The organism is Pseudomonas sp. HPB0071, assembly GCF_000478505.2.
GTDB classification, from domain to species: Bacteria; Pseudomonadota; Gammaproteobacteria; order Pseudomonadales; family Pseudomonadaceae; genus Chryseomonas; species Chryseomonas luteola.
In genome coordinates this window covers 478,387-503,808 of sequence record NZ_KI517368.1, presented here as the reverse complement: position 1 = coordinate 503,808, position 25,422 = coordinate 478,387, and the positions used below count along the sequence as shown (strand labels likewise).

The following is a 25,422-nucleotide window of genomic DNA, read 5'->3' as shown; positions in this document are numbered from 1 at the left end:
GGCTTTTAGGCTGAAAGGGCATTGTAGAGCGTCTATATCAGACTACTGGTACAGGATCAGATACTTGTAACGCGACTGAAGCGGTAAATAGTCGTGAAGCCGATTAACAGTATCGCGCTCTCCCACATAGCCAACGTCTGCCTAGCCTTTCACGCGCATCCCAAAGTCAGTCGTGCGGGTACAGGCATCGAGGATTAAGCGCTCTCAACGCTGAACGGGCAAGCCATTGTCCCAGTAGGGTGGCTGACCGACGTGATGAAACAGGAAATCCAGAAAAACCTTCACCTTGGCTGAGCGCATGCGGTTTTCCGGATAGATCACATGCACTGCATGGGTTTCGAGATCTTCTGACGCTTCCCAGTCCGTCAACACTGCTACCAGTGCACCGCTGCTTAGCGCTTGATGCACGAGCCATGTCGGGAACAGTACGATCCCCTCCCCAAGCACCGCCGCCTCAAGCAGGCATTCGGCATTATTGCTTCTAAAGCTACCTTTGGCCTGATAGGCCTGAAAGGGTGTCTGGCTTGTAGAGCGGAAATACCACTGACGCACACCGCGCATTCCCTTGTAGACCAGGCAGTTATGATACTCAAGCGCCCCGGGACTTTGCGGTATACCCTGCCGTTCCAGATACATCGGCGCAGCACACACCACGAACCGTTGCTCTCCTAAACTGCGCGCCACCAGGCTGGAATCTTCCAGGCGTCCTACTCGGAAAGTAATGTCAGCCCCTTCCTGCACAGGATCAATAAACGCATCCGTTAATGTCAGCTCGACGTCTATTTTTGGATATCGCTTTTGAAACTCTACCAGCAATGGAACCAGATGCAGACGCCCCAGGGCGACGGCAGCATTGAGCCGAAGTGTTCCCTGCGGCTCTGAAGTGTCTCCACCAATCTGCTCCGCCGCCATATCCAGCTGAAGCAGGGCGTCCCGAACATGTTGGTAATAACGCTCCCCTGCCTCGGTCAATCGGACTGCCCGAGTGTGGCGATACAAGAGCCGCTGCCCCAACGTCGCCTCCAACGCAGAGATATGGCGCGAAACGGATGAGGCAGGCAAATTGAACTCTGCACCTGCCTGCGTAAAGCTCTTGACCGACGCGACCCTGACGAACAGCCGCAAGGCCAGCACGGAAGGCGAGTTGCTCATAAAACAATAGTTATTTGTCTGGAAGCCGATTGTTCCAATTATGACAACTTACTAGCGTAGCGCATTGTTTTTTCTTGAGGATAAACATGCAACACGCTCTGATCCTGTTAGTTGTGCTGATCGCCGGCATGGGTCTGTCGATGGAGGCAGGCCTGTTAGGGCCGCTGGGAGGGGAAGTAGGTCACTTCTCCGCTACCTTGTCGATTTTTCTCGTTGGCGCCGCACTGCTCACATTTGCACTGATTTTTGCTCGCCCGAAAATGGCCCAATTATTCAGTCAGCCACGCTGGCTGCTAGTCGGCGGCATTTTAGGACCTATCTATGTTGTCGTACTAACCGTCGCCACGCCGCTGATCGGTGTCGGGATGACCATGGTGGGCATCCTGTGCGGCCAGGTAGGAGCCAGTCTGGTTATCGATCATTTTGGTCTGCTAGGCAGCACACGCCGTCCCGTCGACCGGTATCGCGTAATGGCGTTCGTATTGATCTTGGTCGCTCTCTGGCTGATTCACTGAGGTATATCCTATGCTCCAGTTTCTGGTTCTTTTTGCCGTATTGGGTAGTGGCGCCGTACTCAGTGCCCAGTCCTCTATCAACGGCCGGCTTGGCGCGCAGGTAGGCGTGCTGGAAAGCGCCTGGCTGACTTTTACCAGCGGTGCCCTGCTTACATTTTTGCTGGTGTTTTTCTTCGAACCCCCTCATCCCATGACACTTTTCACTGCTCCAAAATGGCAGCTGATCGGTGCGCTGTTTGGCGTTGTGTATATGCTCGCGATGGTGTTTTCCATCCCTCGCGTTGGCACCGCTGCCGCTACGGTAGCCGTCATTACTGGTCAGCTGCTGATGAGCCTTCTCATCGATCACTTTGCTTGGCTGGGGAATGCCGAGCGACCCTTGGACGTGTCTCGACTGGTTGCTATCGCACTGCTGTTTGGCGCTCTGGTGCTGATCTACCAGAGTAATCGGATACAGGAATGTTCGCCCCAGGCTGATCCCGTGGAGGAGCGTACCTGACAAACTGGCAGGAGGTGTCCTGAGTGATGCCTTCTGCCATCCGCTCCTCCTCCTTCCCTAGAGTTATAGGGATGCTTGTTCGTTGGGTAAGCGCCTAGGGCAGGCTTCTCTCTTTTCTCATCATGGACGATAACCGCACGTTTTTGTATCTCAGCACACTATCTCCTTCTCGACAGAGAAATTCGCGTTCCATCAATAACCTTTTGATTTTTTAGACTTTTTTCCGACCTCTTTTGATGATGCTGTCATTAGTAAGTCGATTCCCCCAGGCAATAAATAAAAAGTACCTTCTGGGCGGATTGACTGTATTAACCAGTTAGTACACTTTGTTATTCAGCGTGCCCAAACATCATAAGAACAACACGGAGTGCTCTGGATGACCTGCTCTCTTCTCATCCTCAACGGCCCAAACCTTAACCTGCTGGGAACCCGTGAACCACAGATCTATGGTTACGAGACCCTCAACGATGTCGCTCAGCTTTGTCATGAAGCAGCCGATACGCTCGGCCTACAGATCGATTTCCGCCAAACCAACCACGAAGGTGAGCTGATCGACTGGATTCACCAGGCGCGAACCGCCCATGCTGGAATCATCATCAATCCCGCGGCCTGGACTCATACCTCCGTTGCGATCCGAGATGCCCTGACAGCGGTAGCGCTGCCCGTGGTGGAAGTCCATCTCTCCAACGTTCATCAGCGCGAAGCCTTCAGGCATCACTCCTTTGTCTCACCCATTGCCGTAGGGGTCCTATGCGGCTTTGGTGTGGCGGGCTATCGCATGGCCATCGAGTACTTCGCTCACGTCTTCACGAACAAGAAGTGACCATTATGTCCACTCTATTTTCTCCTTCTGTCCTGGCCGGTCTGATTGGCTCAGGTATTCAATCCTCCCGTACGCCTTCCATGCATGAGCATGAGGGTGATGCGCAAGGCATTCGCTACCTCTATCGGCTGATCGACCTCGATGCGCTTGGCCTTGAGGCGTCCGCTCTGCCTGAACTTCTCACAGCAGCCGAGCGCATGGGATTCACAGGTCTGAATGTCACCTTTCCCTGCAAGCAGGCCATTATCCCACTGCTGGATGAGCTTTCAGAGGAGGCCTTGGGTATTGGCGCCGTCAATACCGTAGTGTTCAAAGCGGGCAAGCGGATAGGTCATAACACTGATTGTCTCGGGTTTGCGGAAGGATTTCGCCAAGGGCTGCCAGACGTCTCACGCGAGCGCGTTGTGCAGATGGGAGCTGGCGGTGCCGGGGCAGCCGTTGCTCATGCCTTACTCCGCGAGGAGGTAGCTGAATTGACGGTCTTTGATGTCGATAAGGACAAAGCCCACGCGCTCGTCGACAACCTCAAGGCTATTTTCGGTCTTGATCGTGCGTGCGTGGGAACAGACCTGACCGCCGCCATGCAGGCGACTCAAGGGCTGGTCAACACGACACCGGTGGGTATGGCCAAGCTGCCAGGCATGCCGCTACCGGCCGAACTGCTCAGGCCCGAGGTGTGGGTAGCTGAGATCATTTATTTTCCACTGGAAACCGAACTGCTCAAGCACGCCCGCGAGATCGGTTGCCAGACGCTGGACGGTAGCCGCATGGCGGTCTTCCAGGCTGTGAAGGCGTTTGAGCTCTTTACCGGGCAGCACGCTGATTCCCAGAGAATGCAGGCGCATTTCGCCAGCCTGGGTGACTGACAAGCCTTCTATTTCGTGCCAAGCGACACAGGACAATAACAATGCATGCCGATAGTAAACTAGGCCAGATAGCGCAAGCCCCTTCTCATGCTGGAACCACATCCCAAAAGCCAACCCGGGCACGCTTCGTGATTCTTGCCCTGCTAGCGGTCGGAACCATGATCAATTACCTGGACCGGACCATTCTGGGTATCTCGGCGCCGGTCATGACCCAAGAGCTTGGGATTGATGCGGCGGTTATGGGTCTGATCTTCTCTGCTTTTTCCTGGACGTATGTGCTGGCTCAGGTACCCGGTGGCGTATTTCTCGATCGGTTCGGATCGAAATTCACCTATTTTGCCTCGATCACCTCCTGGTCGTTCGCTACGCTGCTGCACGGATTTGCTTCAGGCTTCTATACCCTGCTGGGATTGCGCCTGATGCTGGGGTTTGCCGAAGCACCGTGCTTTCCCACCAACAGCCGAGTGGTCAGTACCTGGTTCCCTCAGCAAGAGCGTGCCCGTGCCACGAGTATTTATACCGTGGGTGAATACATCGGCTTGGCCTTTCTCAGTCCGGTACTATTCATGATTCTCGCGCACTTTGGCTGGCGCGCGCTGTTTATGATCATCGGAGGCATTGGCATCGCCTTCGGCCTGCTCTGGTGGAAGCGCTACCGTGAGCCCCATGAAGACCCTGCCATGAATCAGGCGGAGCGGGAGCACATCCAGGCTGGCGGTGGCTTGTCAGCCCCCTCGCAGGAGCGCGTTCCCTTTACATGGAGCAATGTCAGCCAGTTGCTCAAGTACCGGCAGATCTGGGGAGCGTGCATCGGTCAGTTTGCCGGTAACGCCACCCTGGTTTTCTTTCTGACCTGGTTCCCCACCTATCTGGCCACCGAGCGCCATATGGGTTGGGTAAAGATGGGGTTCTTTGCAGTACTGCCGTTCATTGCCGCGGCCGTAGGTGTGATGTTTGGTGGCTGGTTGTCCGACTGGATCATCAAGCGCACCGGTAACGCCAGCGTAGGCCGCAAGCTACCCATTATCAGCGGGCTATTGCTGGCTTCTACCATCATCGCGGCGAACTATGTCGACAATGACACCCTAGTCATCGCGATTCTCTCCATCGCCTTCTTTGGACAAGGCATGGTGGGCCTGGGGTGGGCAGTCATTTCTGACATCGCGCCCAAGAAGTTCATGGGCCTTACCGGCGGCATCTTCAATCTGGCGGCCAATCTGGCCGGCATCATTACGCCGCTGGTGGTCGGCTTTATCGTAGCCACCACGGGTTCGTTTGTGGGAGCACTGCTGTTTATCGGTGTTCTTGCCCTAATCGGTGCGTTTTCGTACATCTTCATTTTAGGAGAGGTGAAGCGTATAGAACTTTAAAAGGCCCGGCGCAGGGACGCGTGGGGCCTGGCTGTCGTTGTTTCTCGTGATTCATAACAAACACAACACACGCAGAGAAACCTAAAGGCATGGTCATGAAAACAATAATCGACCTGTACTTTCGCTTCATCAAACTTCTACTGGTGCTGTGCATGCTTGGCATGGTGGCTCTGGTGTTCGGCAACGTTGTCTTGAGATACGCCTTCAATTCCGGCATCAGCGTATCGGAAGAACTGTCGCGCTGGCTGTTTGTATTCATGGTGTTCCTTGGGGCTATCCTCGGCCTCAAGGAGCGCTCGCATATCGGCATGGGTAGCCTGCTCGCAGCCCTGCCAGCCCGCGGCAAGCGCCTGTGTCTCACCCTTTCTCACCTGATCGTGCTGTACATGCTGTGGCTGATAATCCAGGGCAGCTGGCAACAGGCAGTCATCAATAAAGACGTACTGGCGCCGGCATCAGGACTGTCCATGGCAGTGTTCTATTCGGCTGGGCTCGTCTTTGGGATCACCTCGGTCGGCATCATGGTGTACGAACTCTATGCCGCACTGTTCCTTCCCCTGCCGTCTGTATCCTCGCCCTCCTCCAAGGACAAGCAGACACCGTTCGTAACCCCGCCCAAGACAGCCTCAGGGGAGCGCAGCTGATGATTCTTTCCGTTTTCCTGGGCTCTCTGGTCGGCAGTATGGTCATCGGCATGCCGATCGCCTTTGCGCTGCTCGTCGCAAGCGCCGCCATGATGTATTACCTGGATCTGTTTGACGCTCAGATCATTGCGCAAAACCTGCTTAACGGTGCCGACAGTTTTCCATTGATGGCGGTACCGTTTTTCATGCTCGCAGGCGAGATCATGAATGCAGGTGGCCTGTCTCGCCGGATCGTGAACATTGCGATGTCCATGGTAGGGCACAAGCGAGGTGGACTTGGCTATGTGGCGATTATCGCCTCGTGCCTTCTGGCTTCGCTGTCCGGTTCTGCCGTCGCCGATGCCGCCGCCCTTGCCGCCCTTCTGGTACCGATGATGGTCTCGGCTGGACACAGCCGCGAACGGTCGGCAGGCCTGATCGCAGCAGGGGGCATCATTGCGCCCATCATTCCTCCTAGCATTGGTTTCATCATTTTCGGTGTCGCCTCCGGTGTCTCCATTTCCAAGCTGTTTCTGGCCGGTATTGTGCCGGGGCTCATGCTCGGTGCGGCTCTGGCGGTTGCCTGGTGGTGGATCGCTCGCAAGGAGGTCGTGGAAACCTCACCCAAGCGTTCCGGCCGTGAAATTGCGCAGGCGCTCATCGAAGGCAGCTGGGCATTGGGGCTGCCGCTGATCATCGTATTTGGCTTGAAGTTCGGCGTCTTTACACCGACCGAGGCCGCTGTGGTTGCTGCGGTCTATGCGCTATTCGTGGCAACGGTGATCTACAAGGAACTGAAGCTCAGCGATCTGTATGAGCTCATCCTGAGTGCGGCAAAAACCACCTCGGTCGTCATGCTATTGGTCGCTGCCGCCATGGTTTCGTCCTGGTTGGTGACCATAGCCGACCTCCCCGGCCAGCTGGTTGACCTGCTCGATCCGTTCATGGACAACCCCACCGTACTGCTGCTGATGATCATGCTGCTGATTATTATTGTCGGCACCGTCATGGACATGACGCCCACCATCCTGATCCTGACGCCTGTGCTGATGCCAACCGTTGTTCAAGCGGGTATCGACCCTGTGTATTTTGGCGTGCTCTTTTTGATCAACACCGCCATAGGACTCATCACACCTCCGGTCGGAACCGTCCTAAACGTCGTATGTGGCGTCTCCGGGATCCAGATGAATGAAATCATCCGCGGTGTCTGGCCGTTTCTCCTGGCGCAGTTGCTGGTACTGCTCCTGCTGGTCATTTTCCCGGTGCTAGTGACAGGTCCAATGAAATTCCTGGCGGGCTAAGTCACTGCACCCCGTTTCGCAAACAACAAAAACAAGATGGAGCTTTCAAGATGACGATGATCAAAACAGCTTTGGCTACCGCCTGCGCAATCGGTGTGTTGTATGCCAGCACGGTAGCTGCCGAGGTACGTAACCAGACCTTACGGTTTGCCTTCCAGAATGTGAAGGAACATCCTCAGGGTCAGGGCGCACAGAAATTTGCAGATCTGGTGAAGGAAAAGAGCGAGGGCAAGATCAAGGTGCGGCTCTTTCCAGGCGGCACGCTCGGCGGTGATCTGCAAACCGTATCGGCCATTCAGGGCGGCACACTGGACCTGACCGTCCTCAATGCCGGTATCCTGGCGGCCCAGGTAAAGGACTTCGCGATTCTGGATTTCCCCTTCCTCTTCAATGACGCTCAGGAGGCTCAGCAGGTCATGGATGGTCCGGTGGGCCAGGCATTGGCCTCACGCTTGGAAGGCAAGGGCCTGCATACCCTGGGGTATTGGGACCTGGGCTTTCGCAACATAACCAACAGCAAGAAGCCCATCGCCCGCTGGGAGGATCTGCAAGGCTTGAAGATCCGTGTCATACAGTCACCCAGCTATCTGGAGACATTTTCCGCATTGGGCGCAAACCCCGTTCCGATGCCCTTCCCCGAAGTGTATACGGGCCTTGAGCAGCGAACCGTTGATGGACAGGAAAACCCTAATACCGTGATTCTGGGCAGCAAGTTCTACGAGGTGCAGAAATACCTATCGGTGACACGCCACGTGTACAACCCGCAATCGTTCATCATAGGCGAAAAGTCATGGAACAAGCTGAACGAGGACGAGCGCAAGGTCATTACCGAGGCCGCCGCTGAGGCTCAGGCCTATCAGCGCATGGTCTCCAGACAGGCTCAGGACAGTGCCTATCAAACCTTGAAAGGCCACATGGCCGTCAATGAAATTACGCCGGAAGAGATGGATCGATTCCGGGAGAAAACGAAGCCGGTCATCGAAAAACTGGCGAAGGATGTCGATCCCGCACTGGTCAAGATGCTGGATGATGAAATACAAAAAGCGCGTAAATCACAGTAAGCCCCTTTCTCGATACCGCTGCATAAATTGATGCAGCGGTATTCGCGCACCAATCAGTCATTTGCAGACATAGCGCAGCACCACGTCGCAAATGAGTTCCTTGTGCCGCTCCCGGTTATCTGCATCCGTCAGGTCGATCTGGTGGATCGAGGAAAAGGTATAGCGGTTGGACACCCGATAGAAGCAGAACGAGCTCATCATCATGTGCAACTCAAGCGGATCCAGCCCCTCCCGAAAAACGCCCTGTTCTACGCCACGCACCAGAATCCTAGAGATGGTCTGAACAATCGACGAGTTGACTGAGGTAATGGCCTGTGACTGGCGAATGTAATTTCCCTGATGGATATTCTCGATACACACGATCCGAACGAAATCGACATTCAGATCGTGGTAATCAAACGTGAACTCGACCAGTCGCCGAATGGCTTCTACCGGTTCGAGCGCATCCAGATGCATCTGCGACTCGGTCGAGCGGATCTCCCCGTAGAGCTTTTCCAGCACTGCAGAGTAGAGTTGATCCTTGCTCTCGAAGTAGTAATAGATCATGCGCTTCGATGTTCGGGTGCGCTCGGCAATGGCATCGACTCTCGCCCCGCTCAGGCCGTTTTCCGCAAACTCGGCAACCGCCGCCAGGAGGATTTCCTGCTTGGTTTCTTCGGGGTTGTTCTTTCGTGGCAGTCGGGGAACAGACTGCGTTTTTACAGCATCGGGGCTAAGGGATTCGGCAGCCATTATTGGTTGTGTCATTGGCAGGTTCAAAAACCTTATGGTAGTTGTTGTTATTGGATTAAGGTAGGGCTATGCCACGTAGGGCACAGCCCTACCTTCAAAGACGTCCGGCCGTCTTTCGGATGCGCGCCTGAGCCATGGCCGCCAGGCGGACCGGCGTATTGGCAGCACCATAGCCACTGTAACTGTTTTTGCGTTGTAGAACTTCGAAAAAGAAGCGATCCGCGAACGGCTCCGTATAAACATGGAACAGCTCGCCTCCCTGTGCGTCCCGATCATAGAGCACATTGTAATAGGCCAACCGGCTCAGGTAGTCATCGTCAAAGCCGTACCGCGCTGAGAGGTCGTCGTAGTAATTATACGGAATCTCCAATAACGGCACTCCGGCCTCCTTGGCCTGGGCAGCGGCCGCAAAGATGTCATCACATTCGAATGCGATATGGTGGACGCCTGATCCACGGTAGCTCGACAAGGCTCGAGAGATGGCTGTATTACGATTTTCCGAAATGTTGAGCGCCATACGTATCGACCCGCAGGGACTGCGCAGCGCACGGCTTTTCATCAGGCCATAGGGATCCGGCAGCACAACTTCATCGTCAGCCTTGAAATTAAGCAAGCTCTTGTAGAACAGTACCCAGGTGTCGAGGCTGTCTGCGGGCAGCGCCATGGCCACATGATCGATGGTGTTGAGCACATCGTCCGTGGACGAGGTTGCGCTCAGGTTGAAGTCTGTTTCGTAGATCGAGCGCCCATCCGTGCCAGAGGCGACAAAGTAGATCAGGCCTCCATCCGGTGCACGCACCGCAGGAATCTCACGCTCGTTCGGGCCTACCAGGCCGCGATATGGCTGCGCACCATACTGGCAGGCACGCTCCATGGCCTTTGCGCTATCACTGACCCGCAGGGCCTTGGCACACAGCGAAGGTCCATGAACTTCGAAAAAGTTATGGGCAAACGAATAAGGCTCGGCATTGAGTACGAGATTGGTGCTGCCTTGCCTGAGCAAGGTAACGTTCTTAGAGCGATGCTGCCCGGCCTGAGCAAAACCCAGACGGGTTAGCCATTGCGTAAGCTCTGCACGAAGTGGCTCGTCTACGGCAAACTCCAGAAATTCGATACCGTCAAACTCGAGCGGCGGCACCGGATCGAACAACAGCTCCGGCGCAACCGGATCGGCAGGCGGTTCATTGGCCAGGCGGTTGCGGGTTTGTTCCTCCAGGTAAAGCAAGGAACGGAAACCATCAGCCGCATTGGCCCGTGGAGGTGCTGCGCGAAAACCATCGTTGAATACTTCAAGTGAGAGCGGACCGGTATACCCCGAGCGCAGGATCGGCGCCAGGAAACCGGCCAGATCAAATTCGCCTTGCCCCGGGAAGCAACGGAAGTGCCGGCTCCACTCCAGTACATCCATATTGAGAATCGGCGCATCAGCCATTTGCACAAAAAAGATCTTGTCACCCGGAATACTGGCGATACCGGCAGGATCATCCTTCAATGACAGGGTATGAAAACTGTCCAGCAATACGCCCACGCTGGGGTGATCGACCTGTTGCACAATCGACCAGACCTGATGCCAGGTCTTGACGTGCCGCCCCCATGCGAGGGCTTCGTATCCTATGCGCATGCCGCGTGCACCCGCCCGCTCACCCAGCAGGCGAAGGTCATCCACCAGAATAGCCTCCTCGCCTATCGAGTCGACCGTTACGTTGCTGCACACCAGTATCAGATCCGTACCGAGCTCCTGCATCAGGTCAAACTTGCGCTCGGCCCGGTCCAGGTTACGGGGCAAACGGTCACGCGGACACCCCTCGAAATCGCGGAAAGGTTGGAACAATGTGATAGCGAGTCCCAGGTCAGCGCATAATCGACGGATTTCTCGCGGCGTTCCGCCGTAAGTGAGCAGATCGTTTTCAAAAATCTCCACACCGTCGAAGCCTGCGGCAGCAATGGCTTCCAGTTTTTCAGGCAGGGTTCCACTCAAGGAAACCGTGGCGATCGAGCGCTGCATAATCAGTCCCTCTTGGCAGGCATATTGTAGGACCCAGGCCGCTCGGCTGCCCGGATCGGTTTTCTTTGCGCCTACAGCGGTGATAGGTATTAACTCTGGATAGCTTTCACCTTCATAGTGCTCCTTTTATAAATTATTTTGTACTCACTGGTTAGTTTATGTTCGATAAACGAACATATCTGCCTTGCTATTTCAGGTACTGCTGGGTAGCGGTAAGCAAACTTAAACATCGATACACGGTATGGCTCGCCCAAGGGAGGTGATCATGTCCCGGGAAAAAGAGGCAGCCTTCTGGTATTGAACAGATTGACAGGGCTAGCTCTTTTCACATGAGGGCGGCTTTTGTACGTTGGCACTTCCTTCAGGGTTCATGCACGACGCCTTTATGAAAGAAGCAACTCCTATGAAGACTGATGTCCTGCTGTTTACGTTACTGGCTACCTCCTATGAGCAACACGTGGGCAAACGCCTCGTGCCAGAGCCGCTCTCTGGGCAAGCTGCAGCCGATTGGTTGTACTACTCCGCCCCTTTCTGCGTCCTGGCCCATAACGCCGAAAATGACCCTGTGTTCATGTACGCCAACCAAGCGGCGCAACAGCGCTTTGGCTATAGCTGGGAGGAAATTACCCAGCTCCCCTCACGCCTGTCTGCCGGTCCACAGGATCGCGAGGAGCGGCAGCGCTTCATCGATCAGGTGAAGCGCGACGGTTATTCCAGCGGTTATAGCGGTGTTCGGGTCATGAAGAGCGGCCAATGCTTTCTGATACAGAACGCAACGCTCTGGCAGCTCCATGATGCGGAGGGGCGTTATCAGGGACAGGCCGTGCTGATTCCGCAGTCAAAAGACCTGTAGAGGTAATCGGCATTTGCTTTCGGATGTAGACGTTCGGATACTAGGTATCCGTTAATGACTCTCATCTGCATTTATGTCTGCACAGCCTCACGTTTTATTGGTTGAAGATGACCCGGCTCTGGCCGAAGGCATCCAGCAGCACTTGTTGTCCCGGGGCTTTACCCTTGTCCACGAAAGCCGTGGTGACAATGGTCTGGACATGGCCTGTACACAGCGCTTCGATCTGGTACTGCTGGATATCCTGCTGCCAGGACTCAATGGTCTAACAGCGCTAGAAAGGCTTAGAACTCAAAGTGCTGCTCCGGTCATACTTATGTCCGCGCTGGGCGCTGAACAAGATCGAATCACTGGTTTTACACGGGGTGCGGATGATTACCTCCCCAAGCCGTTCAGCCTTGCCGAGCTGGATGCCCGTGTAGATGCGCTTTTGCGTCGAGTCTCCCTGGAGCGGCAGCGAAATATTAACCCACCCGTGGCGGCTCCCGGGCTGCCACACACCGATGATCAGCGACAGGATATCCGTCTGGCGGGCCAATGGGCTGAGCTCACACACTCTGAATACCGACTGTTTACAACGCTGCTAAGGCATCAGGATGAAACACTCAGCAAGGCCTATCTTTACCAAGAGGTCTTCAGTCGCAGCTATACCCGACTTGATCGCGGACTTGATGTGCATGTTTGTAACCTACGCCGCAAACTCCAGCGTATCCATTGCCAGCGCGTGGTGATCCAGTCTGTCTGGGGAAAAGGTTACGTGGCACGGATACAGCCCTGATGCGCCTGCGTCATTCGCTTTTCTGGAAACTGGGTCTAATGCTGGCCGCCTTCTGCCTGCTATTGGTATGGCTGGTGTGGACGTGGGGATTGCAGGTTGAGCGAAGCAGTTATTTTCTCGACACTTCCGCTCGGGCACTGCTATCCCGTTATGCTGCCGAGGCAGAGCAACTATGGCTGCGAGATCAGAATGCCGAGGCGATAGAAACCTGGCAACGTCAGCTCGAAACTCAGGAAAACACCTGGGCACGGGTGATAGGGCCGGACCTCCGAGCACTTGGTGAGACACCACTGACACCCCAGGAATATGCTCGCCTTACCTTTATGCGCAAGCTGGACTGGCCCATGAGTCGCCGGCTGCAGGATGAGCTCCCCTACGTCAGCATCGAGTTCCCTCTCCATCCCGAGCAGGGTCGCCTGGTTCTTCAACTACCGCAGCGCTTCTTGCCCACAGGGCTCACCCCTTGGACCCATGTCGTGACTCACGGTGTAATGCCGGTATTGTTGGCGCTCGCTCTTGGCCTGCTTCTGTATTGGCATCTAATCGTACCGCTCTCAAGATTGCGCGAGCGTGCTGCAGCCCTTGAAGCAGATGACCTTGAGGTCCCATTAGGTGCGCCGCTGAGCAGACGGCACGATGAATTGGGCGAGTTGGCCCGCGCCTTCGATCACCTGACGCACCGGCTACTGGATCAGATAGAACAGCAGCGCCGACTGCTTCGCGACCTTTCCCACGAGTTACGTACGCCGCTGGCTCGCCTGCGGGTGGCCAGCGACAGTCATCTAGCCTTGCCTCAACTCAAACGTCGCCTCGAAAGTGATGTGCAAGATATGCAGCAACTCGTAAATGACACACTTGACCTCGCTTGGCTGGATACCGAGCGCCCCCGCTTTCATCAGGAGGACGTATCGCTTCTCGGGATCTGGGAGGCGCTGGTTGAAAACGCCTGCTTTGAAAGCGGCTGGGCACCAGACCGTTTGGTGTACACGGTGGACCCGACCTGTGTAGTCCGTGTACATATCAATGGCATCATGCAAGCGCTGGAAAACCTTTTGCGTAATGCTATCCGACACTCCCCTTCGAGCGGACGCGTGCAACTGACCGGAGCACGTGAAGGCGCTTACTGGTTGATTCATCTTGATGATCAGGGACCTGGCGTTCCTGAACATGAACTGGAAAACATTTTTCAACCCTTTTACCGGCTCGCAGAAGAACACTCCTCCCGCAGCGGCTTTGGCCTGGGGCTGGCCATCGCGCAGCGAAACGTTCGTCTTCAAGGCGGCGACCTTTGGGCCCGAAATACAGGTCGTGGCCTGCGCATGACGTTGCGCCTTCCTGCTGGGCAAAGTGTTTAGATTGTTAATGCGCTTTACTGGCAAATAGCAATGACTATCATTTGCGCAAACACACCGACTGCGTTCTTATCCCATCAGCGCCAAACGCCCAATGGCAGGCATTTTGCTGCTGGCGTGATACGGAAGTCGTTTCTACAGGAGTTTGCGTATGCCCTCGATTCCCGTCCGCCGAACCCGCCTTGGTCTAGCCGTTCTGAGCTGTCTGTACGCTCATGTTACCGCTCTTCACGCTGAGGAAAATATCACGCAGTTAAACGATGAGGTGGTCCTCGGTACCGCCGAACAGGAGCTCAAGCAAGCGCCAGGGGTTTCGATCATAACCGCTGAGGACATCAAAAAGCGCCCTCCCGTCAACGACCTCTCACAGATCATTCGAACCATGCCAGGCGTCAACCTAACCGGCAATTCCAGCAGCGGCCAGCGCGGTAACAACCGCCAGATCGATATCCGTGGCATGGGTCCGGAAAACACGTTGATCCTGGTAGACGGTAAGCCTGTCGCCAGCCGCAACGCCGTGCGTTATGGATGGCGAGGCGAACGTGATACTCGGGGTGACACCAATTGGGTGCCTGCGGATCAGGTCGAGCGCATCGAGGTCATTCGCGGACCGGCTGCCGCACGGTACGGCAATGGTGCGGCCGGCGGTGTGGTCAATATCATCACCAAGGGCACGACCCAGGAGACTCATGGTTCAGCCACGCTTTACCACAGCTTTCCCCAGCACAGCGATGAGGGCGCAACCGAACGGGCCGACTTTGGTCTTAGCGGCCCTCTTACCGAGACGTTGAGCTATCGCGTCTATGGCAACGTCGCCAAGACGGACTCGGATGATTGGGACATCAATTCGGGCCATGAGTCTACCCGTACCGGTAACCAGGTTGGCACACTACCGGCAGGCCGAGAGGGTGTACGCAACAGGGATATCAATGGGCTGCTCAGCTGGCAGCTTACACCTGATCAGACGCTGGAATTCGAGGCGGGATTCAGCCGTCAAGGCAATATCTATACGGGCGACACGCAAAATACCAACAGCAACAGTTACGTAAAAAACCTGATGGGCCACGAAACCAACCGGCTCTACCGTGAGACCTACGCTGTTACCCATAAGGGTAACTGGGACTTTGGAAGCAGCCTGGCCTATCTGCAATATGCCAAGACCCGTAACAGCCGCATTCAGGAAGGTCTGGCCGGCGGTACAGAAGGTATCTTTTCCGGAAATAATGTAAACACTTCCGTGCTGCGAGATATCACCGCCCATGCCGAGGTGAATATGCCATTGCAGACGTCGGAGGTCGATCATGTGCTAACGCTGGGCAGCGAATGGATCCGCCAGGAGCTTGACGACGCCACATCCACCAGTCAGAGCGTTAGTGAAGGTGGCAGTGTCCCCGGCCTTTCGGGTAGCAACCGCAACAGTACCGCATCGGCAGAAATCTTCTCACTGTTCGCCGAGGACAATATTGAACTCAGGCCAGGCACGATTCTGACACCCGGACTGCGCTTCGATCATCATGATGTAGTTGGCGACAACTGGAGTCCCGCACTCAACCTCTCACAAACACTGACGGATACCGTCACGCTCAAGGCAGGTATCGCCCGCGCCTACAAGGCGCCGAACCTCTACCAGCTCAATCCCAACTACCTGCTCTATAGCCGTGGTCAGGGTTGCTATGGACAGAGCACAAGCTGCTATCTACAAGGTAATCAAGACCTTAAGGCCGAGACCAGCATCAACAAGGAGCTGGGACTTGAATACCAGCATGACGGCGTTGTCGCCGGTTTGACCTACTTTCGTAACGACTACAAAAACAAAATCGAGTCCGGCCTGAACCCTACAGGGCGTGCGAACGGTGGTACCGGCAGCTACGCCAACTCTAATATTTATCAGTGGGAAAACATCCCTAAGGCATTGGTAGAAGGCCTTGAAGGTACGCTTACGCTGCCGCTGTCCGAGGACGTGACCTGGCGTAATAACTTCACCTATATGCTGAGATCCAAAAACAAGGAGACCGGGGACGTACTGTCAGTGACACCCAAGTACACCCTTAACTCCACCTTGGACTGGCAGGTGCAGGAAGACCTTTCACTTCAGCTCAACGTGACCTGGTATGGCAAACAAAAACCCAAGAAGTACGATTATCAGGGTAATCGCGTAACAGGCTCGTCCAACAACCAGCTCTCGCCCTATGCCCTTGCAGGTCTCAATGGCACCTATGCGCTAACAAAGAACGTCAGCGTGACGGCAGGTATAGAGAATCTGTTCGACAAGCGCTTGTTCCGTGAGGGTAATGCCCAAGGCGTCAATAACATTGCAGGTGCAGGGGCTGCTACCTATAACGAGCCAGGCCGCACCTTCTTCTCCAGCGTAACCGTTTCGTTCTGACCGTCAGCCCCGCCGCGTAATAGCTCCGCAGCGGGGCCAGGATTGACCTTATGCGTATCCCAATCATACTGGCGGCGGTGCTGGCATGCCTTGTCAGCCTGCCCTCACTGGCCCGGCCTAATCTTGAAGAACCCATGGACAGCCATATCCTGTCGCAGTCTAGCCTTCCCTACGGATTCAGCGACTTCCACCTACGAAGTCAGGATGGAAAGCGCGGCTACCATATCTGGATCGCTACGCCGCATCGGCCTGTTCCCGCGTCCGGCTATCCGTCCCTGTTTCTGCTGGACGGTAATGCTGCCCTCGGAGCATTGAGCGAGGATAACTTGAAGCAACTGGCAGAAGGTAGTTCGCCTGTTCTGGTGATTATTGGACACGACACGCCTCTGCGATTCGACCCGGACACGCGAAGCTACGATTTTACTCTGCCTACCCAGGCGCTTGGACCGACCCACGATAGCCTGACCGGCTCGCCAACTGGCGGAGCTGACCATTTTCTAGACTGGCTGGACCTTACGCTGGCGCCTGAACTGGCAAAGCGGGTCATGCTTGACCCCAACCATAAAGCGATCTGGGGCCATTCGTATGGTGGGCTCTTGGTACTGCATGCCCTGTTAACGCGTCCCGGCAACTTCCGGTCCTACTATGCGGCCAGTCCTTCGCTGTGGTGGGGTAACGGCCAGCTCTTGCAAGAAGAAGCCGGCTTTGACAAACGCCTCGCAGATACCTCTGTATGCCTCTTTGTCTTGCGTGGTAAAGACGAACCCGCCTATCCGTCCAGGCTGCCGGCGGAATCGGCATCTCGGGTAACCACTTCCACAGCAGAAGCACTTACTATGCGGCTGGTTCAGACCCCGGGGGTGAGCGGTCAATACCGTGAGTTTGAGGGGCTAGGCCATGGCGCGATGTTCAACCGATCGCTGAGCTGGACACTGACGCATTATTCAGCAGGTAATGCTTGTAACTGACGAAAGGCGCTAGCTAATAGGTATGAGGCTAGGGTTTGCGTCTTCAAGATAACACCAGATCTGGTTGGTACAGCATCGCCAACCAGATCCGTAGGTATTCCAACACCAAGTACGCCACTAAGCACCCTGCCCCCAATTCATTTCCAGCCCGCCATCAATCGTAAAGTTCTGACCGGTGACGTAGTCGGACTCAGGGCTGACCAGATATAGCGCCAGCTCGGCAATCTCCTCAGGATAGCCGGGACGCTTCCAGGGAATATTGGGCAGCTCTTCCTCGCGCTTCTGGGGATCGTCGACTCGAGCCTCTGTCATCGGGGTTCGGATAAGCCCTGGCGCAATAGCGTTCACATTGATCTTGAGCGGCGCAAGTTCCAGCGCAAGGCTGCGCGTCATGGTAAGAAGCCCACCTTTGGCAGCGCCATAAGGCACATTGTTGGGGCTGGGGATTGAGTCATGAACAGACGTGATATTGAGGATCTTTCCCTGCCCACCGACCTGCTGGCGGCGCCGGATGAACTCACGGGCACAGAAAAACGGCCCGTATAAATCGGTTTTGATCACCAGATCGAATTCCTCAGTAGTCAGTTCGGTAATGGGTTTGCTTTTGCCCGTACCGGCGTTATTAACCAGAATATCGGGTGTCCCCAGCTCCTCGTCCACTGCCTTGAACAGGGCCGACACACTGTGTTCGTCTCTGACATCCACTTGCCTTACCAGACCGCGGCCCCCTGCGTTGCGGACTTGCTCGAGGGTGTCCTGAGCACCCTGCTGATCGGAGTGATACGTGATCGCCACATGAGCACCTTCCCGCGCGAACACGGCTGCCATGGCCTTTCCCATACCCGAATCAGCACCGGTTATAACTGCGATTTTACCTGCCAGCTTGCTCATATCGTCTCCTTATGGGTGGGTTGAGATGTATGAGGGCCATACCCTCACGGCTATTACGATGGACCGTGTGTATCCCACCTCTACTGCCCCACTCGTCAGGCAAAGGAACAAGGCACCTACTGGAACCGCCATTTTGACCATGGTGTCCCCATTAGAGAGAGGCTGGCTTCTGTTATGAGGTTTCTGCAATGAAAGCGCCCCACCGTCTCGAAGCGTATGACAAAGTCACCGGCAAGGCCTGCTACACGGCGGATCTTGCCCATGGGCCGGTAGACGGACCACTGGCTCATACAGCCGTGGTTCAAAGTACGCAAGCAACAGGACGCATTGAGGCTATCGATACGGCCGCCGCGCTTGCACTGGAAGGGGTGCACTGTGTGATGACGCACCTGGACGCGCCAAGACTCAAACCCGTTCATACCCTGCCAGGTGGAGAGCTGACGCGTTTTCAGCCGCTCCAGGATAGCCGGCTGCATTACAACGGGCAGCCTGTTGCGCTGGTGATCGCTGACACTGCTGAGCAGGCACAGCGCGCCGCTGCCTGTGTAACAATACGTTATGCAGCCCCCGAGCAGCCGCCCTTACTGGTTTTGGATGAACAAAAGGCCGAACGGCCACAAATGGTGGGGGTCGGAGAGCCTGGCACAACGGAGCGAGGCGATCCGGATACCGCCTTTGCAATGGCCGAGCAGACATTCGAGCAGGTCTACGAGACGGCTTCTCACCATCACAACGCCCTGGAGCCTGGCGCCGCAATCGCTGCGTGGGATAGCCATGGGCGACTGACACTGTACCTTGGCACGCAATATTCCTATGGCGATGCATATGGCTTGGCTCAGGCCTTTGACATGGGCCTGCAAAAGGATTTCATGGAGGTCATGAAAACCGGCTCACCTGAAGAGGCATTACGCGACAAGGTCCGGATAATCGTGCCCTTCGTGGGTGGCGCCTTTGGAGGCAAAAAGGGTAATGTTCACCCGCTCTTGGCGGCCATGGCGGCAAAGCGGACCGGGCGACCCGTCAAGCTTGCCCTGACACGACGCCAGACCTTTTCCATGATGCCCTATCGCGGGGCCACGCGGCAGCGGGTCCGTCTGGGCGGCGGGAAGGATGGCCGATTACAGGTACTGATGCAGGACGCCTTGATCCAGAACTCCACTACATCTAACTTCATCGAGCCCGTTGGCGAAATGACGCCCAAGCTCTACGCCTCTAAGCATCTGCGCACGCAGCATAAAACCGCGCGGCTCGACGTTAATGCCCCCAGCTGGATGCGTGCGCCTGGCGTGGCGGTAAGCCAGTTCGCGATCGAAAGCGCTATGGATGAATGGGCTTATCAGCAGGGTATCGATCCTCTGGAGGCCCGCCTACGTAATTATGCTGACCAGGAACCGCAGAGCGGTCATGAATGGTCAAGCAAATCCCTCAAGGACTGCTATCAGGCGGCGGCTGAACGTATTGGCTGGCAATCACGCGATCCTCGTCTGGGTGCACAGCAGGAGGGCCGATTCAAGGTCGGCTACGGCATGGCGACGTCCATTTACCATGTCGCGCAGATGGCCGCTTGCGCCCGTATGCGGATAAGGGCAGACGGAACAGCGGTCGCCTCCTCGTCAACCCATGAGATCGGTCAGGGCAGCGCCACGGCCCTGTCACAACTTGCCGCCGAAGCGCTGGGGCTGCCGTTGGGCAGTGTCACACTGGAATGGGGAGACACACGACTGCCCTACAGCTCATTGACGGCCAGCTCGTCGACAACCCTGAGTCTTGGCGCAGCGCTTCACGCCGCAGCCGATGCGTTGCGCCTGAAGCTGGGTACGCTGGCCAGTACAGATCCCGCCTCGCCGCTTCATATGACAAACCCGGCAGAACTGAAGCTCCAGGAAAGCGGCCTTGTTTCACAGACAGGTCGCCAGGAGTCATTCGTATCGTTACTGACGCGTCACCAACTGGATTACCTTGAAGCCGAGGCCGGTACCGCAGATCAGATCAATCCACCCGAGGTAGGACGCGCTGCATTTGGCGCACAATTCGTCAAAGTGCTGGTAGATCCGCAACTGGGTACTCTCAGGGTTGAGCGTCTGGTAGGCGCCTTTGGCTGTGGTCGCATCGTGAATCCAACCCTTGCCCATAGTCAGCTCTTGGGCGGAATGGTATGGGGGCTGGGACAGGCATTGATGGAAGAGACGCGTCTTGACCGGCACAACGGCCGCTGGATGAATGCAGACCTCTCCGAGGCTTTGATTCCCACTCAGGCAGATGTGCCGGATCTGGATATCATCATGATTGAAGAAGATGACCGCCGCGGCCATCCCCTTGGCATCAAGGGTCTTGGCGAGATTGCTGTCGTTGGCGTAGCCGCTGCTGTCGCCAACGCCATTTTCCATGCAACGGGACAGCGGATTCGAACCTTACCCCTAACCTTGGATAAGCGGCTTATTCTGTAAACAAGCTACCAGCCGATAACACTGTCAGGCTTGTCATAGGCGCTCAGACTTGCCCTGCCGGCGTATCAGCAACCGCACGAGGGGGCGTCGTATCAATCACGGGAGAGAATCCACGCACTCGTGTCGGCGCTGGCTTGAGGAACAAGGCAACCAACCAGCTGGCCATGAGACTTAGAACGGCAGGAAGCGCATGATCCGCTTGCATAAAGGCAAAGCAGGCGGCGATACCCAGCCAGATAATAACGTAATAACGCATAATGACTTCCTCACCAAAGTGGACTTCGAGGCCATAAGCAACAAGGCGAGCGGATTTTTCCCTAAAGTGAGACCTATGTCCAAAGATATTTGTAGACCCGCCTCCAATTCGAAGGTAGAGGCGGTCAGCTCCTGTTTTGACTGACGCCCCTTACCCCAAATGCTCAAATTTCCCAGACAATATTCATCGATACATTGCGGCCAGGTTGACTCAGGCGGTCGATATTGGCTGGCGCCAGCATTCCTCCCTCTCCGGTTGTGTCATAACCTCGTAGGTCATCCCACAGCCAGTATTTCCTGTCGGTGAGGTTGTAGAGTCCAGCGTTGACCGTGAGATCGCGGGTGAGCTTGTAGTAAGCCGTAAGATCCAGTACGCCAAACCCCGGCGTGCGAAACTGCGTACTACCGTCGGCAGCGTGATAGCGCGCGTCATCGACACGCTTCTTGCGTTGTACCAGTGTCCAGTCGAGACGACCGCCATATTGACCTGCACGATCGTCGTATCCGAGGCTGAAGCCCCCTGTCAGCGGACTCACGCTATTGAGCGGCTGACCAGTGTCATCGTTGCGGCCCCAGGCGTAGGCGATGGTGCCTTCGCTGTAGGCGCCCTCAGGCAGGCCAACGGTGTCCAGTTCCAGATGCCCTTTGGCTTCGGCGCCTTTGATCGTGGCATGACTGATATTGCTGGACTGGAAAACAGCATAACTGCCCCCTCCGCCCAAGGCATCCTCTTCAATAAAATCGCGATATTTGTTATAGAACACCGCGACACTGAAATTGCCCTGATCGAAGTGTCCTCTAAACCCCAACTCAACGCCACGGCTGGTTTCCGGATCAAGGTCGGTATTGCCCACCACTTGGTAACCTGCGCTTTCATTGGTGAAGTTGCCATATAACGCTTTGGGTGTTGGTGTGCGGAAGCCCTCGGCGTACTGGCCGAAGGCACTGTAATGATCATTGAAGCGATAGGTCACGCCTAGTTTTGGTGAAACGTGGTGCCAGCTCTTTTCGCTATCATCGAAAGCCGTACCGCTGGCCAACCCGGCGAGATAGGCTGTATTGGCATCCGGCTTCAGCGTCGTATGGTCATAGCGTAACGCTGGCAGAAAGGTCCAGGCCCCTATATCGATCTGGTCCTGAACAAACGTTCCCCAGGTGTCCACCGCAGGCGATGGAAAATCGCTGGCATAAAGATTAGCCACACCACGGTTGGATGTCCCTGTCCGCAAGCCGTTGACCTCCTGGTGCTCATAACGCAGTCCATAAGTTACCAGATGCTCGCTCTCGCCCATGGCGAAATGCTTGTCGAGTTTGTTATCGAATGCCCAAGTATGCTCTTCATACGTGGTCTTACGGTAATAGCTGGCGCTGCTATTGGGCTGGTAAGTGCGCTGATCCGTCCCACCGTTTTGGTAGCTGAGCAACGTGGTCCAACGATCAGCGAAGCCGGTAGTCAGGCTCAGTGCGTTTTCCAGACTGAAGCGCTCTCGTTCCTCTACATCAACGACATTACGTCCCAGATAACTGCGCGTCTGTACGCCGAAAATACGGGTCGGTGCACTTTTGATATCACCGTCCAAACGTGAGCGATAATGCTCATAGGTCAATTGCAAACGGCTGTCGTCACCGTAGTGATAGCCTAGTTTCGCCAGCACGTTGTAGCTGTCGTGATCCTCCGGGTTGGCTGCGGTACGGCTGCTACCGAGTCCATGATGGCCCCCATACGACTCCGTTTCGTGCCCACTGCGCTTGCCATAATGCACCAGCGCATCGAAATCGCCGGTCCGGCCTGCCACTGTACCGGAGGTCAACCAACTACGATCAGCGGAGCTGTATCCTGTCTTGAACCGGGCACCATAGTTCCTACCCTCTCTGAGCAGATCTTCTGGATCAAGCGTGAAGTAGCTGACAGCACCACCGATGGCATCACTTCCATACAGAGCAGAAGCCGGGCCACGCAGAATCTCTACCCGCTTGACAAGGTCGGGATCAACATAATTTCGCCGGGTATTGGCATAAGGACCAAACGCATACGCGTCCGGTACCGTCACGCCATCAATCTGGGGCAAGACTCGGTTGCCGTCGATCCCCCGGATATTGAAACCGTTAATGCCAGCTGCGTGCCCTGTACCTCCTACACTGACACCCGGCTCATGCCGCACCAGATCCCTGATGGTATTGATATTTTCCCGGTCTATATCCGTCTGTTCCTTGACCGTGACGGTAGTGGGAACGGCGGTAATCGGCTGTTCGGTAAAGGTTGCAGTAATGGTAGTGACTGGAAGAGCGCTGGCGCTTTCGGCGGCGGCTGTAAAGCCAGGTGTCAGGCACAACAGGACAATCCACGGGCGAAGCGGAAACGGCGGAGACATATTCATAGAGGGCTCGGTGTTGTTTAATGCATTTGATAATCATTACTATCCGAGCGATATCTGTAAAGCCAAAGATGAGAATTAATATCATCTTTATTGTAAATGATTATCGTTTTAATATACTCGCACTGGTTCGCTAGACGGATGTCTAGCCATGCCGCTCTACCCTAACCTTCAAGGAAATCCCCTATGAGCCTGTCTACGTTAGAGCCTGCCGTTGCGTGCGATCTCTTTAAGGAGTGGCAACGTCTGCGCCTGGAAAAACCCTCTATACGTGCACGTGATGCCGCCCAACAGCTGAAGGTCAGCGAGGCGGAGCTTGTAGCCAGTCGAATTGGGAACGATGTGATCCGCCTGCGTCCTGAATGGAAAGCGCTACTGGGTGAGCTTGCCAACTTGGGACCTGTCATGGCGCTTACGCGCAATGAATACTGCGTCCATGAGCGCCAGGGGCCTTACCGCGAACTGGCCATATCAGGAAATGGTCGTATGGGGTTGGTCGTCTCGCCCGACATCGATTTACGGCTGTTTCTCTCAGGCTGGACATTTGCGTTTGCGGTAGACGAAGTGACTTCGCGCGGCCTGTTACATAGCCTTCAGGTCTTTGATGCACAAGGGATGGCGATTCATAAAGTCTATCTGACTGAGAACAGTCATAAGGATGCCTGGGAAGCGCTGAAGACACGCTTTAAGGAAACTGAGCAAAGCTGCGAACTGACACGGGTACCGTTGAAAGCGCGCGTACCGCCCTGTTCCGATCAGAAGGTTGATATCGAGGCCCTGCGCTCAGGGTGGGCGGAGCTAAAGGATACCCACCACTTCCATGCGCTCCTGCAGCGACTGGGCATCGCCAGAACCCAGGCCTTACGACTGGCGGGCAAGGAGTGGGCTGAATCATTGAATGTGGACGCGCTGCCCCAGGTCATGAACGCTGCCGCGGCACAGCAATTACCCATCATGATATTTGTGGGCAACCAGCACTGTATTCAGATCCATACCGGAACCCTCACAACACTCAAGTGGGTAGACACCTGGTTCAATGTATTGGACAGTGCCTTCAATCTGCACCTGCAAACGTCGGGTATCCATACACTCTGGCGCGTGCGTAAACCGAGTGTGGACGGCATCATTACCAGCCTTGAGGTGTATGACCACAACGGAGAACTGATCATGCAGATGTTTGGCGCACGTAAACCTGGCCAACCCGAACGTGCACAATGGACAGCCCTGGCGGAGTCTGCTCAGTGAAAAAGATTCGTCTTGCCATCGGACTTCTGCTCTGGGCTACCGCCGTGGTCGTTTTATCTGCCGAGCAGCCCCAACGCTGGGTCAGTGCAGGCGGCTCGCTGACTGAATGGATCGCCGTACTGGGCGGTCAATCCCGACTGGTTGGCGTAGACACTACAAGCCAGCACCCCGAATCGCTTCAAGCACTGCCCAGGATAGGTTATCAACGCCAGCTCAGCGCTGAAGGCATTCTTACTTTGCGGCCAGACATACTGGTAGGCAGCGAAGAGATGGGGCCGCCTCCCGTGCTTGATCAACTGCGCAGAACAGGAGTGCGAGTAGAGACCTTGTCGGCCGAAGCCAGTCTGGACACCCTGCACCGTACCCTGGAAGCACTGGGTACCTGGCTGGGGAGACCGGAAGAGGCCCAAAGGCAATTTGCCCGCTACAGTGATGCGTTGCACAGCCTGGAATCCCGCATTCATGCAGCTCAGGCGCATCACGCCAGCCCTGGCGTGCTACTACTGATTGGAGGCACGGGAGATCGGCCGTTGATCGCAGGGCCCGGTACACTCGGCGATTGGCTGATCAAGCAGGCAGGAGGTATCAACCTGGCGACGCAGCCAGGATACAAGGCGCTCTCCAGCGAAGTGCTGGCTGGGCTTGACCCGGCGTATATCATTATTGCCGACCGCCGCCTTGAGGGCGCTACTGCTGCGCAGGCGCTGTTAAAGCAGAATCCTGCCCTAGAGCAAAGTCAGGCCGTGCGTGAAGGAAACCTACTGCCTATTGATGCCACCGTACTGGTAGGCGGACTGGGACCTCGTCTGCCGGAAGTAGCGGAGCACCTAGCCGGACAGTTTTACCTGCAAGATCTTCCAGAGCCGGCAGCCGGACAACCATGAGCCTGCGCGCATCGCCTCGGTTATTGCTTATAGGGCTGATCGGC

Annotated in this window: 22 protein-coding genes; 16 read left to right on the top strand and 6 right to left on the bottom strand. The window is 55.7% G+C overall.

Annotated features, from left to right (window positions below; genetic code table 11):
* Window positions 1-204: 204 nt before the first annotated feature.
* Window positions 205-1,152 carry a LysR family transcriptional regulator gene (locus tag HMPREF1487_RS21815; protein WP_010798921.1) on the bottom strand — a complete coding sequence of 316 codons (948 nt, stop codon included), beginning with the start codon at window positions 1,150-1,152 and terminating at the stop codon, window positions 205-207.
* 86 nt (window positions 1,153-1,238) lie between these two features.
* On the opposite strand from HMPREF1487_RS21815, the gene HMPREF1487_RS21810 reads away from it, so the two are divergent.
* The 8 genes from HMPREF1487_RS21810 to HMPREF1487_RS21775 all read left to right on the top strand — a co-directional run bounded on the left by HMPREF1487_RS21810 (window position 1,239) and on the right by HMPREF1487_RS21775 (window position 8,210).
* Window positions 1,239-1,667: a DMT family transporter gene (locus HMPREF1487_RS21810; RefSeq protein WP_010798920.1), complete on the top strand. Its 429-nt coding sequence runs from the start codon at window positions 1,239-1,241 to the stop codon at window positions 1,665-1,667.
* A 10-nt stretch (window positions 1,668-1,677) separates the two neighbouring features.
* A complete protein-coding gene (locus HMPREF1487_RS21805) occupies window positions 1,678-2,166 on the top strand; it encodes a DMT family transporter (RefSeq protein ID WP_010798919.1) in 489 nt (162 codons plus the stop codon).
* A gap of 376 nt (window positions 2,167-2,542) precedes the next feature.
* Entirely contained in the window at window positions 2,543-2,989 is a 447-nt protein-coding gene (aroQ, locus tag HMPREF1487_RS21800; protein WP_010798918.1) for a type II 3-dehydroquinate dehydratase, read from the top strand.
* Window positions 2,990-2,994: 5 nt separating this feature from the next.
* Window positions 2,995-3,855 (top strand): shikimate dehydrogenase, encoded by an 861-nt coding sequence (locus tag HMPREF1487_RS21795; RefSeq protein ID WP_010798917.1) that lies wholly within the window; start codon window positions 2,995-2,997, stop codon window positions 3,853-3,855.
* A 41-nt stretch (window positions 3,856-3,896) separates the two neighbouring features.
* Window positions 3,897-5,225, top strand: a complete 1,329-nt coding sequence (locus tag HMPREF1487_RS21790; protein ID WP_010798916.1) for an MFS transporter — start codon at window positions 3,897-3,899, stop codon at window positions 5,223-5,225.
* A gap of 95 nt (window positions 5,226-5,320) precedes the next feature.
* Window positions 5,321-5,869 carry a TRAP transporter small permease gene (locus tag HMPREF1487_RS21785; RefSeq protein ID WP_010798915.1) on the top strand — a complete coding sequence of 183 codons (549 nt, stop codon included), beginning with the start codon at window positions 5,321-5,323 and terminating at the stop codon, window positions 5,867-5,869.
* Complete coding sequence (locus HMPREF1487_RS21780) at window positions 5,869-7,149, top strand: TRAP transporter large permease subunit (RefSeq protein ID WP_010798914.1); 1,281 nt, start codon at window positions 5,869-5,871, stop codon at window positions 7,147-7,149. The genes HMPREF1487_RS21785 and HMPREF1487_RS21780 overlap by 1 nt, the downstream gene beginning before the upstream one ends.
* A 50-nt stretch (window positions 7,150-7,199) precedes the next feature.
* A complete protein-coding gene (locus HMPREF1487_RS21775) occupies window positions 7,200-8,210 on the top strand; it encodes a TRAP transporter substrate-binding protein (protein WP_010798913.1) in 1,011 nt (336 codons plus the stop codon).
* A gap of 57 nt (window positions 8,211-8,267) precedes the next feature.
* Here the strand turns inward: HMPREF1487_RS21775 and HMPREF1487_RS21770 are convergent, their stop codons facing one another.
* Both HMPREF1487_RS21770 and quiC read right to left on the bottom strand, forming a co-directional pair.
* Window positions 8,268-8,942 (bottom strand): TetR/AcrR family transcriptional regulator, encoded by a 675-nt coding sequence (locus tag HMPREF1487_RS21770; protein WP_019364568.1) that lies wholly within the window; start codon window positions 8,940-8,942, stop codon window positions 8,268-8,270.
* A gap of 94 nt (window positions 8,943-9,036) precedes the next feature.
* The gene (gene quiC, locus HMPREF1487_RS21765; RefSeq protein ID WP_010798911.1) at window positions 9,037-10,947 is read right to left on the bottom strand and encodes a 3-dehydroshikimate dehydratase QuiC; all 1,911 of its coding nucleotides are present in this window, start codon (window positions 10,945-10,947) and stop codon (window positions 9,037-9,039) included.
* Between the two features lie 403 nt (window positions 10,948-11,350).
* On the opposite strand from quiC, the gene HMPREF1487_RS21760 reads away from it, so the two are divergent.
* The 5 genes from HMPREF1487_RS21760 to HMPREF1487_RS21740 all read left to right on the top strand — a co-directional run bounded on the left by HMPREF1487_RS21760 (window position 11,351) and on the right by HMPREF1487_RS21740 (window position 17,281).
* Entirely contained in the window at window positions 11,351-11,800 is a 450-nt protein-coding gene (locus HMPREF1487_RS21760; protein ID WP_037031103.1) for an MEKHLA domain-containing protein, read from the top strand.
* A gap of 73 nt (window positions 11,801-11,873) precedes the next feature.
* Window positions 11,874-12,575: a response regulator transcription factor gene (locus tag HMPREF1487_RS21755; protein ID WP_010798909.1), complete on the top strand. Its 702-nt coding sequence runs from the start codon at window positions 11,874-11,876 to the stop codon at window positions 12,573-12,575.
* A complete protein-coding gene (locus HMPREF1487_RS21750) occupies window positions 12,575-13,930 on the top strand; it encodes a sensor histidine kinase (protein ID WP_010798908.1) in 1,356 nt (451 codons plus the stop codon). Before HMPREF1487_RS21755 ends, HMPREF1487_RS21750 begins: the two co-directional genes overlap by 1 nt.
* A gap of 148 nt (window positions 13,931-14,078) precedes the next feature.
* Window positions 14,079-16,313 (top strand): TonB-dependent siderophore receptor, encoded by a 2,235-nt coding sequence (locus tag HMPREF1487_RS21745; protein WP_010798907.1) that lies wholly within the window; start codon window positions 14,079-14,081, stop codon window positions 16,311-16,313.
* 50 nt (window positions 16,314-16,363) lie between these two features.
* Window positions 16,364-17,281 carry an alpha/beta hydrolase gene (locus tag HMPREF1487_RS21740; RefSeq protein WP_010798906.1) on the top strand — a complete coding sequence of 306 codons (918 nt, stop codon included), beginning with the start codon at window positions 16,364-16,366 and terminating at the stop codon, window positions 17,279-17,281.
* Window positions 17,282-17,398: 117 nt separating this feature from the next.
* Here HMPREF1487_RS21740 and HMPREF1487_RS21735 read toward each other — a convergent pair whose 3' ends face one another.
* Entirely contained in the window at window positions 17,399-18,172 is a 774-nt protein-coding gene (locus tag HMPREF1487_RS21735) for an SDR family NAD(P)-dependent oxidoreductase (RefSeq protein WP_010798905.1), read from the bottom strand.
* Window positions 18,173-18,360: 188 nt separating this feature from the next.
* Between HMPREF1487_RS21735 and HMPREF1487_RS21730 the strand changes: the two genes are divergently transcribed.
* Complete coding sequence (locus HMPREF1487_RS21730; RefSeq protein WP_010798904.1) at window positions 18,361-20,619, top strand: xanthine dehydrogenase family protein molybdopterin-binding subunit; 2,259 nt, start codon at window positions 18,361-18,363, stop codon at window positions 20,617-20,619.
* Between the two features lie 43 nt (window positions 20,620-20,662).
* Here the strand turns inward: HMPREF1487_RS21730 and HMPREF1487_RS21725 are convergent, their stop codons facing one another.
* Window positions 20,663-20,875 carry a hypothetical protein gene (locus HMPREF1487_RS21725; protein WP_010798903.1) on the bottom strand — a complete coding sequence of 71 codons (213 nt, stop codon included), beginning with the start codon at window positions 20,873-20,875 and terminating at the stop codon, window positions 20,663-20,665.
* Between the two features lie 163 nt (window positions 20,876-21,038).
* On the bottom strand, window positions 21,039-23,252 hold the full coding sequence (locus HMPREF1487_RS21720) for a TonB-dependent hemoglobin/transferrin/lactoferrin family receptor (RefSeq protein ID WP_010798902.1): 2,214 nt from the start codon (window positions 23,250-23,252) through the stop codon (window positions 21,039-21,041).
* A gap of 183 nt (window positions 23,253-23,435) precedes the next feature.
* Here HMPREF1487_RS21720 and HMPREF1487_RS21715 point away from each other — a divergent pair, with 183 nt between their 5' ends.
* The gene (locus HMPREF1487_RS21715) at window positions 23,436-24,494 is read left to right on the top strand and encodes a hemin-degrading factor (RefSeq protein ID WP_010798901.1); all 1,059 of its coding nucleotides are present in this window, start codon (window positions 23,436-23,438) and stop codon (window positions 24,492-24,494) included.
* Window positions 24,464-25,378 (top strand): heme/hemin ABC transporter substrate-binding protein, encoded by a 915-nt coding sequence (locus tag HMPREF1487_RS21710; protein ID WP_051370265.1) that lies wholly within the window; start codon window positions 24,464-24,466, stop codon window positions 25,376-25,378. Before HMPREF1487_RS21715 ends, HMPREF1487_RS21710 begins: the two co-directional genes overlap by 31 nt.
* Window positions 25,379-25,422 lie beyond the last annotated feature (44 nt).

Bases quoted from the DNA above. Each gene is read 5' to 3' on its own strand.
- HMPREF1487_RS21815 (WP_010798921.1), bottom strand. From the start codon at position 1,152: ATGAGCAACTCGCCTTCCGTGCTGGCCTTGCGGCTGTTCGTCAGGGTC.
- HMPREF1487_RS21810 (WP_010798920.1), top strand. From the start codon at position 1,239: ATGCAACACGCTCTGATCCTGTTAGTTGTGCTGATCGCCGGCATGGGT.
- HMPREF1487_RS21805 (WP_010798919.1), top strand. From the start codon at position 1,678: ATGCTCCAGTTTCTGGTTCTTTTTGCCGTATTGGGTAGTGGCGCCGTA.
- aroQ (WP_010798918.1), top strand. From the start codon at position 2,543: ATGACCTGCTCTCTTCTCATCCTCAACGGCCCAAACCTTAACCTGCTG.
- HMPREF1487_RS21795 (WP_010798917.1), top strand. From the start codon at position 2,995: ATGTCCACTCTATTTTCTCCTTCTGTCCTGGCCGGTCTGATTGGCTCA.
- HMPREF1487_RS21790 (WP_010798916.1), top strand. From the start codon at position 3,897: ATGCATGCCGATAGTAAACTAGGCCAGATAGCGCAAGCCCCTTCTCAT.
- HMPREF1487_RS21785 (WP_010798915.1), top strand. From the start codon at position 5,321: ATGAAAACAATAATCGACCTGTACTTTCGCTTCATCAAACTTCTACTG.
- HMPREF1487_RS21780 (WP_010798914.1), top strand. From the start codon at position 5,869: ATGATTCTTTCCGTTTTCCTGGGCTCTCTGGTCGGCAGTATGGTCATC.
- HMPREF1487_RS21775 (WP_010798913.1), top strand. From the start codon at position 7,200: ATGACGATGATCAAAACAGCTTTGGCTACCGCCTGCGCAATCGGTGTG.
- HMPREF1487_RS21770 (WP_019364568.1), bottom strand. From the start codon at position 8,942: ATGGCTGCCGAATCCCTTAGCCCCGATGCTGTAAAAACGCAGTCTGTT.
- quiC (WP_010798911.1), bottom strand. From the start codon at position 10,947: ATGCAGCGCTCGATCGCCACGGTTTCCTTGAGTGGAACCCTGCCTGAA.
- HMPREF1487_RS21760 (WP_037031103.1), top strand. From the start codon at position 11,351: ATGAAGACTGATGTCCTGCTGTTTACGTTACTGGCTACCTCCTATGAG.
- HMPREF1487_RS21755 (WP_010798909.1), top strand. From the start codon at position 11,874: ATGTCTGCACAGCCTCACGTTTTATTGGTTGAAGATGACCCGGCTCTG.
- HMPREF1487_RS21750 (WP_010798908.1), top strand. From the start codon at position 12,575: ATGCGCCTGCGTCATTCGCTTTTCTGGAAACTGGGTCTAATGCTGGCC.
- HMPREF1487_RS21745 (WP_010798907.1), top strand. From the start codon at position 14,079: ATGCCCTCGATTCCCGTCCGCCGAACCCGCCTTGGTCTAGCCGTTCTG.
- HMPREF1487_RS21740 (WP_010798906.1), top strand. From the start codon at position 16,364: ATGCGTATCCCAATCATACTGGCGGCGGTGCTGGCATGCCTTGTCAGC.
- HMPREF1487_RS21735 (WP_010798905.1), bottom strand. From the start codon at position 18,172: ATGAGCAAGCTGGCAGGTAAAATCGCAGTTATAACCGGTGCTGATTCG.
- HMPREF1487_RS21730 (WP_010798904.1), top strand. From the start codon at position 18,361: ATGAAAGCGCCCCACCGTCTCGAAGCGTATGACAAAGTCACCGGCAAG.
- HMPREF1487_RS21725 (WP_010798903.1), bottom strand. From the start codon at position 20,875: ATGCGTTATTACGTTATTATCTGGCTGGGTATCGCCGCCTGCTTTGCC.
- HMPREF1487_RS21720 (WP_010798902.1), bottom strand. From the start codon at position 23,252: ATGAATATGTCTCCGCCGTTTCCGCTTCGCCCGTGGATTGTCCTGTTG.
- HMPREF1487_RS21715 (WP_010798901.1), top strand. From the start codon at position 23,436: ATGAGCCTGTCTACGTTAGAGCCTGCCGTTGCGTGCGATCTCTTTAAG.
- HMPREF1487_RS21710 (WP_051370265.1), top strand. From the start codon at position 24,464: ATGGACAGCCCTGGCGGAGTCTGCTCAGTGAAAAAGATTCGTCTTGCC.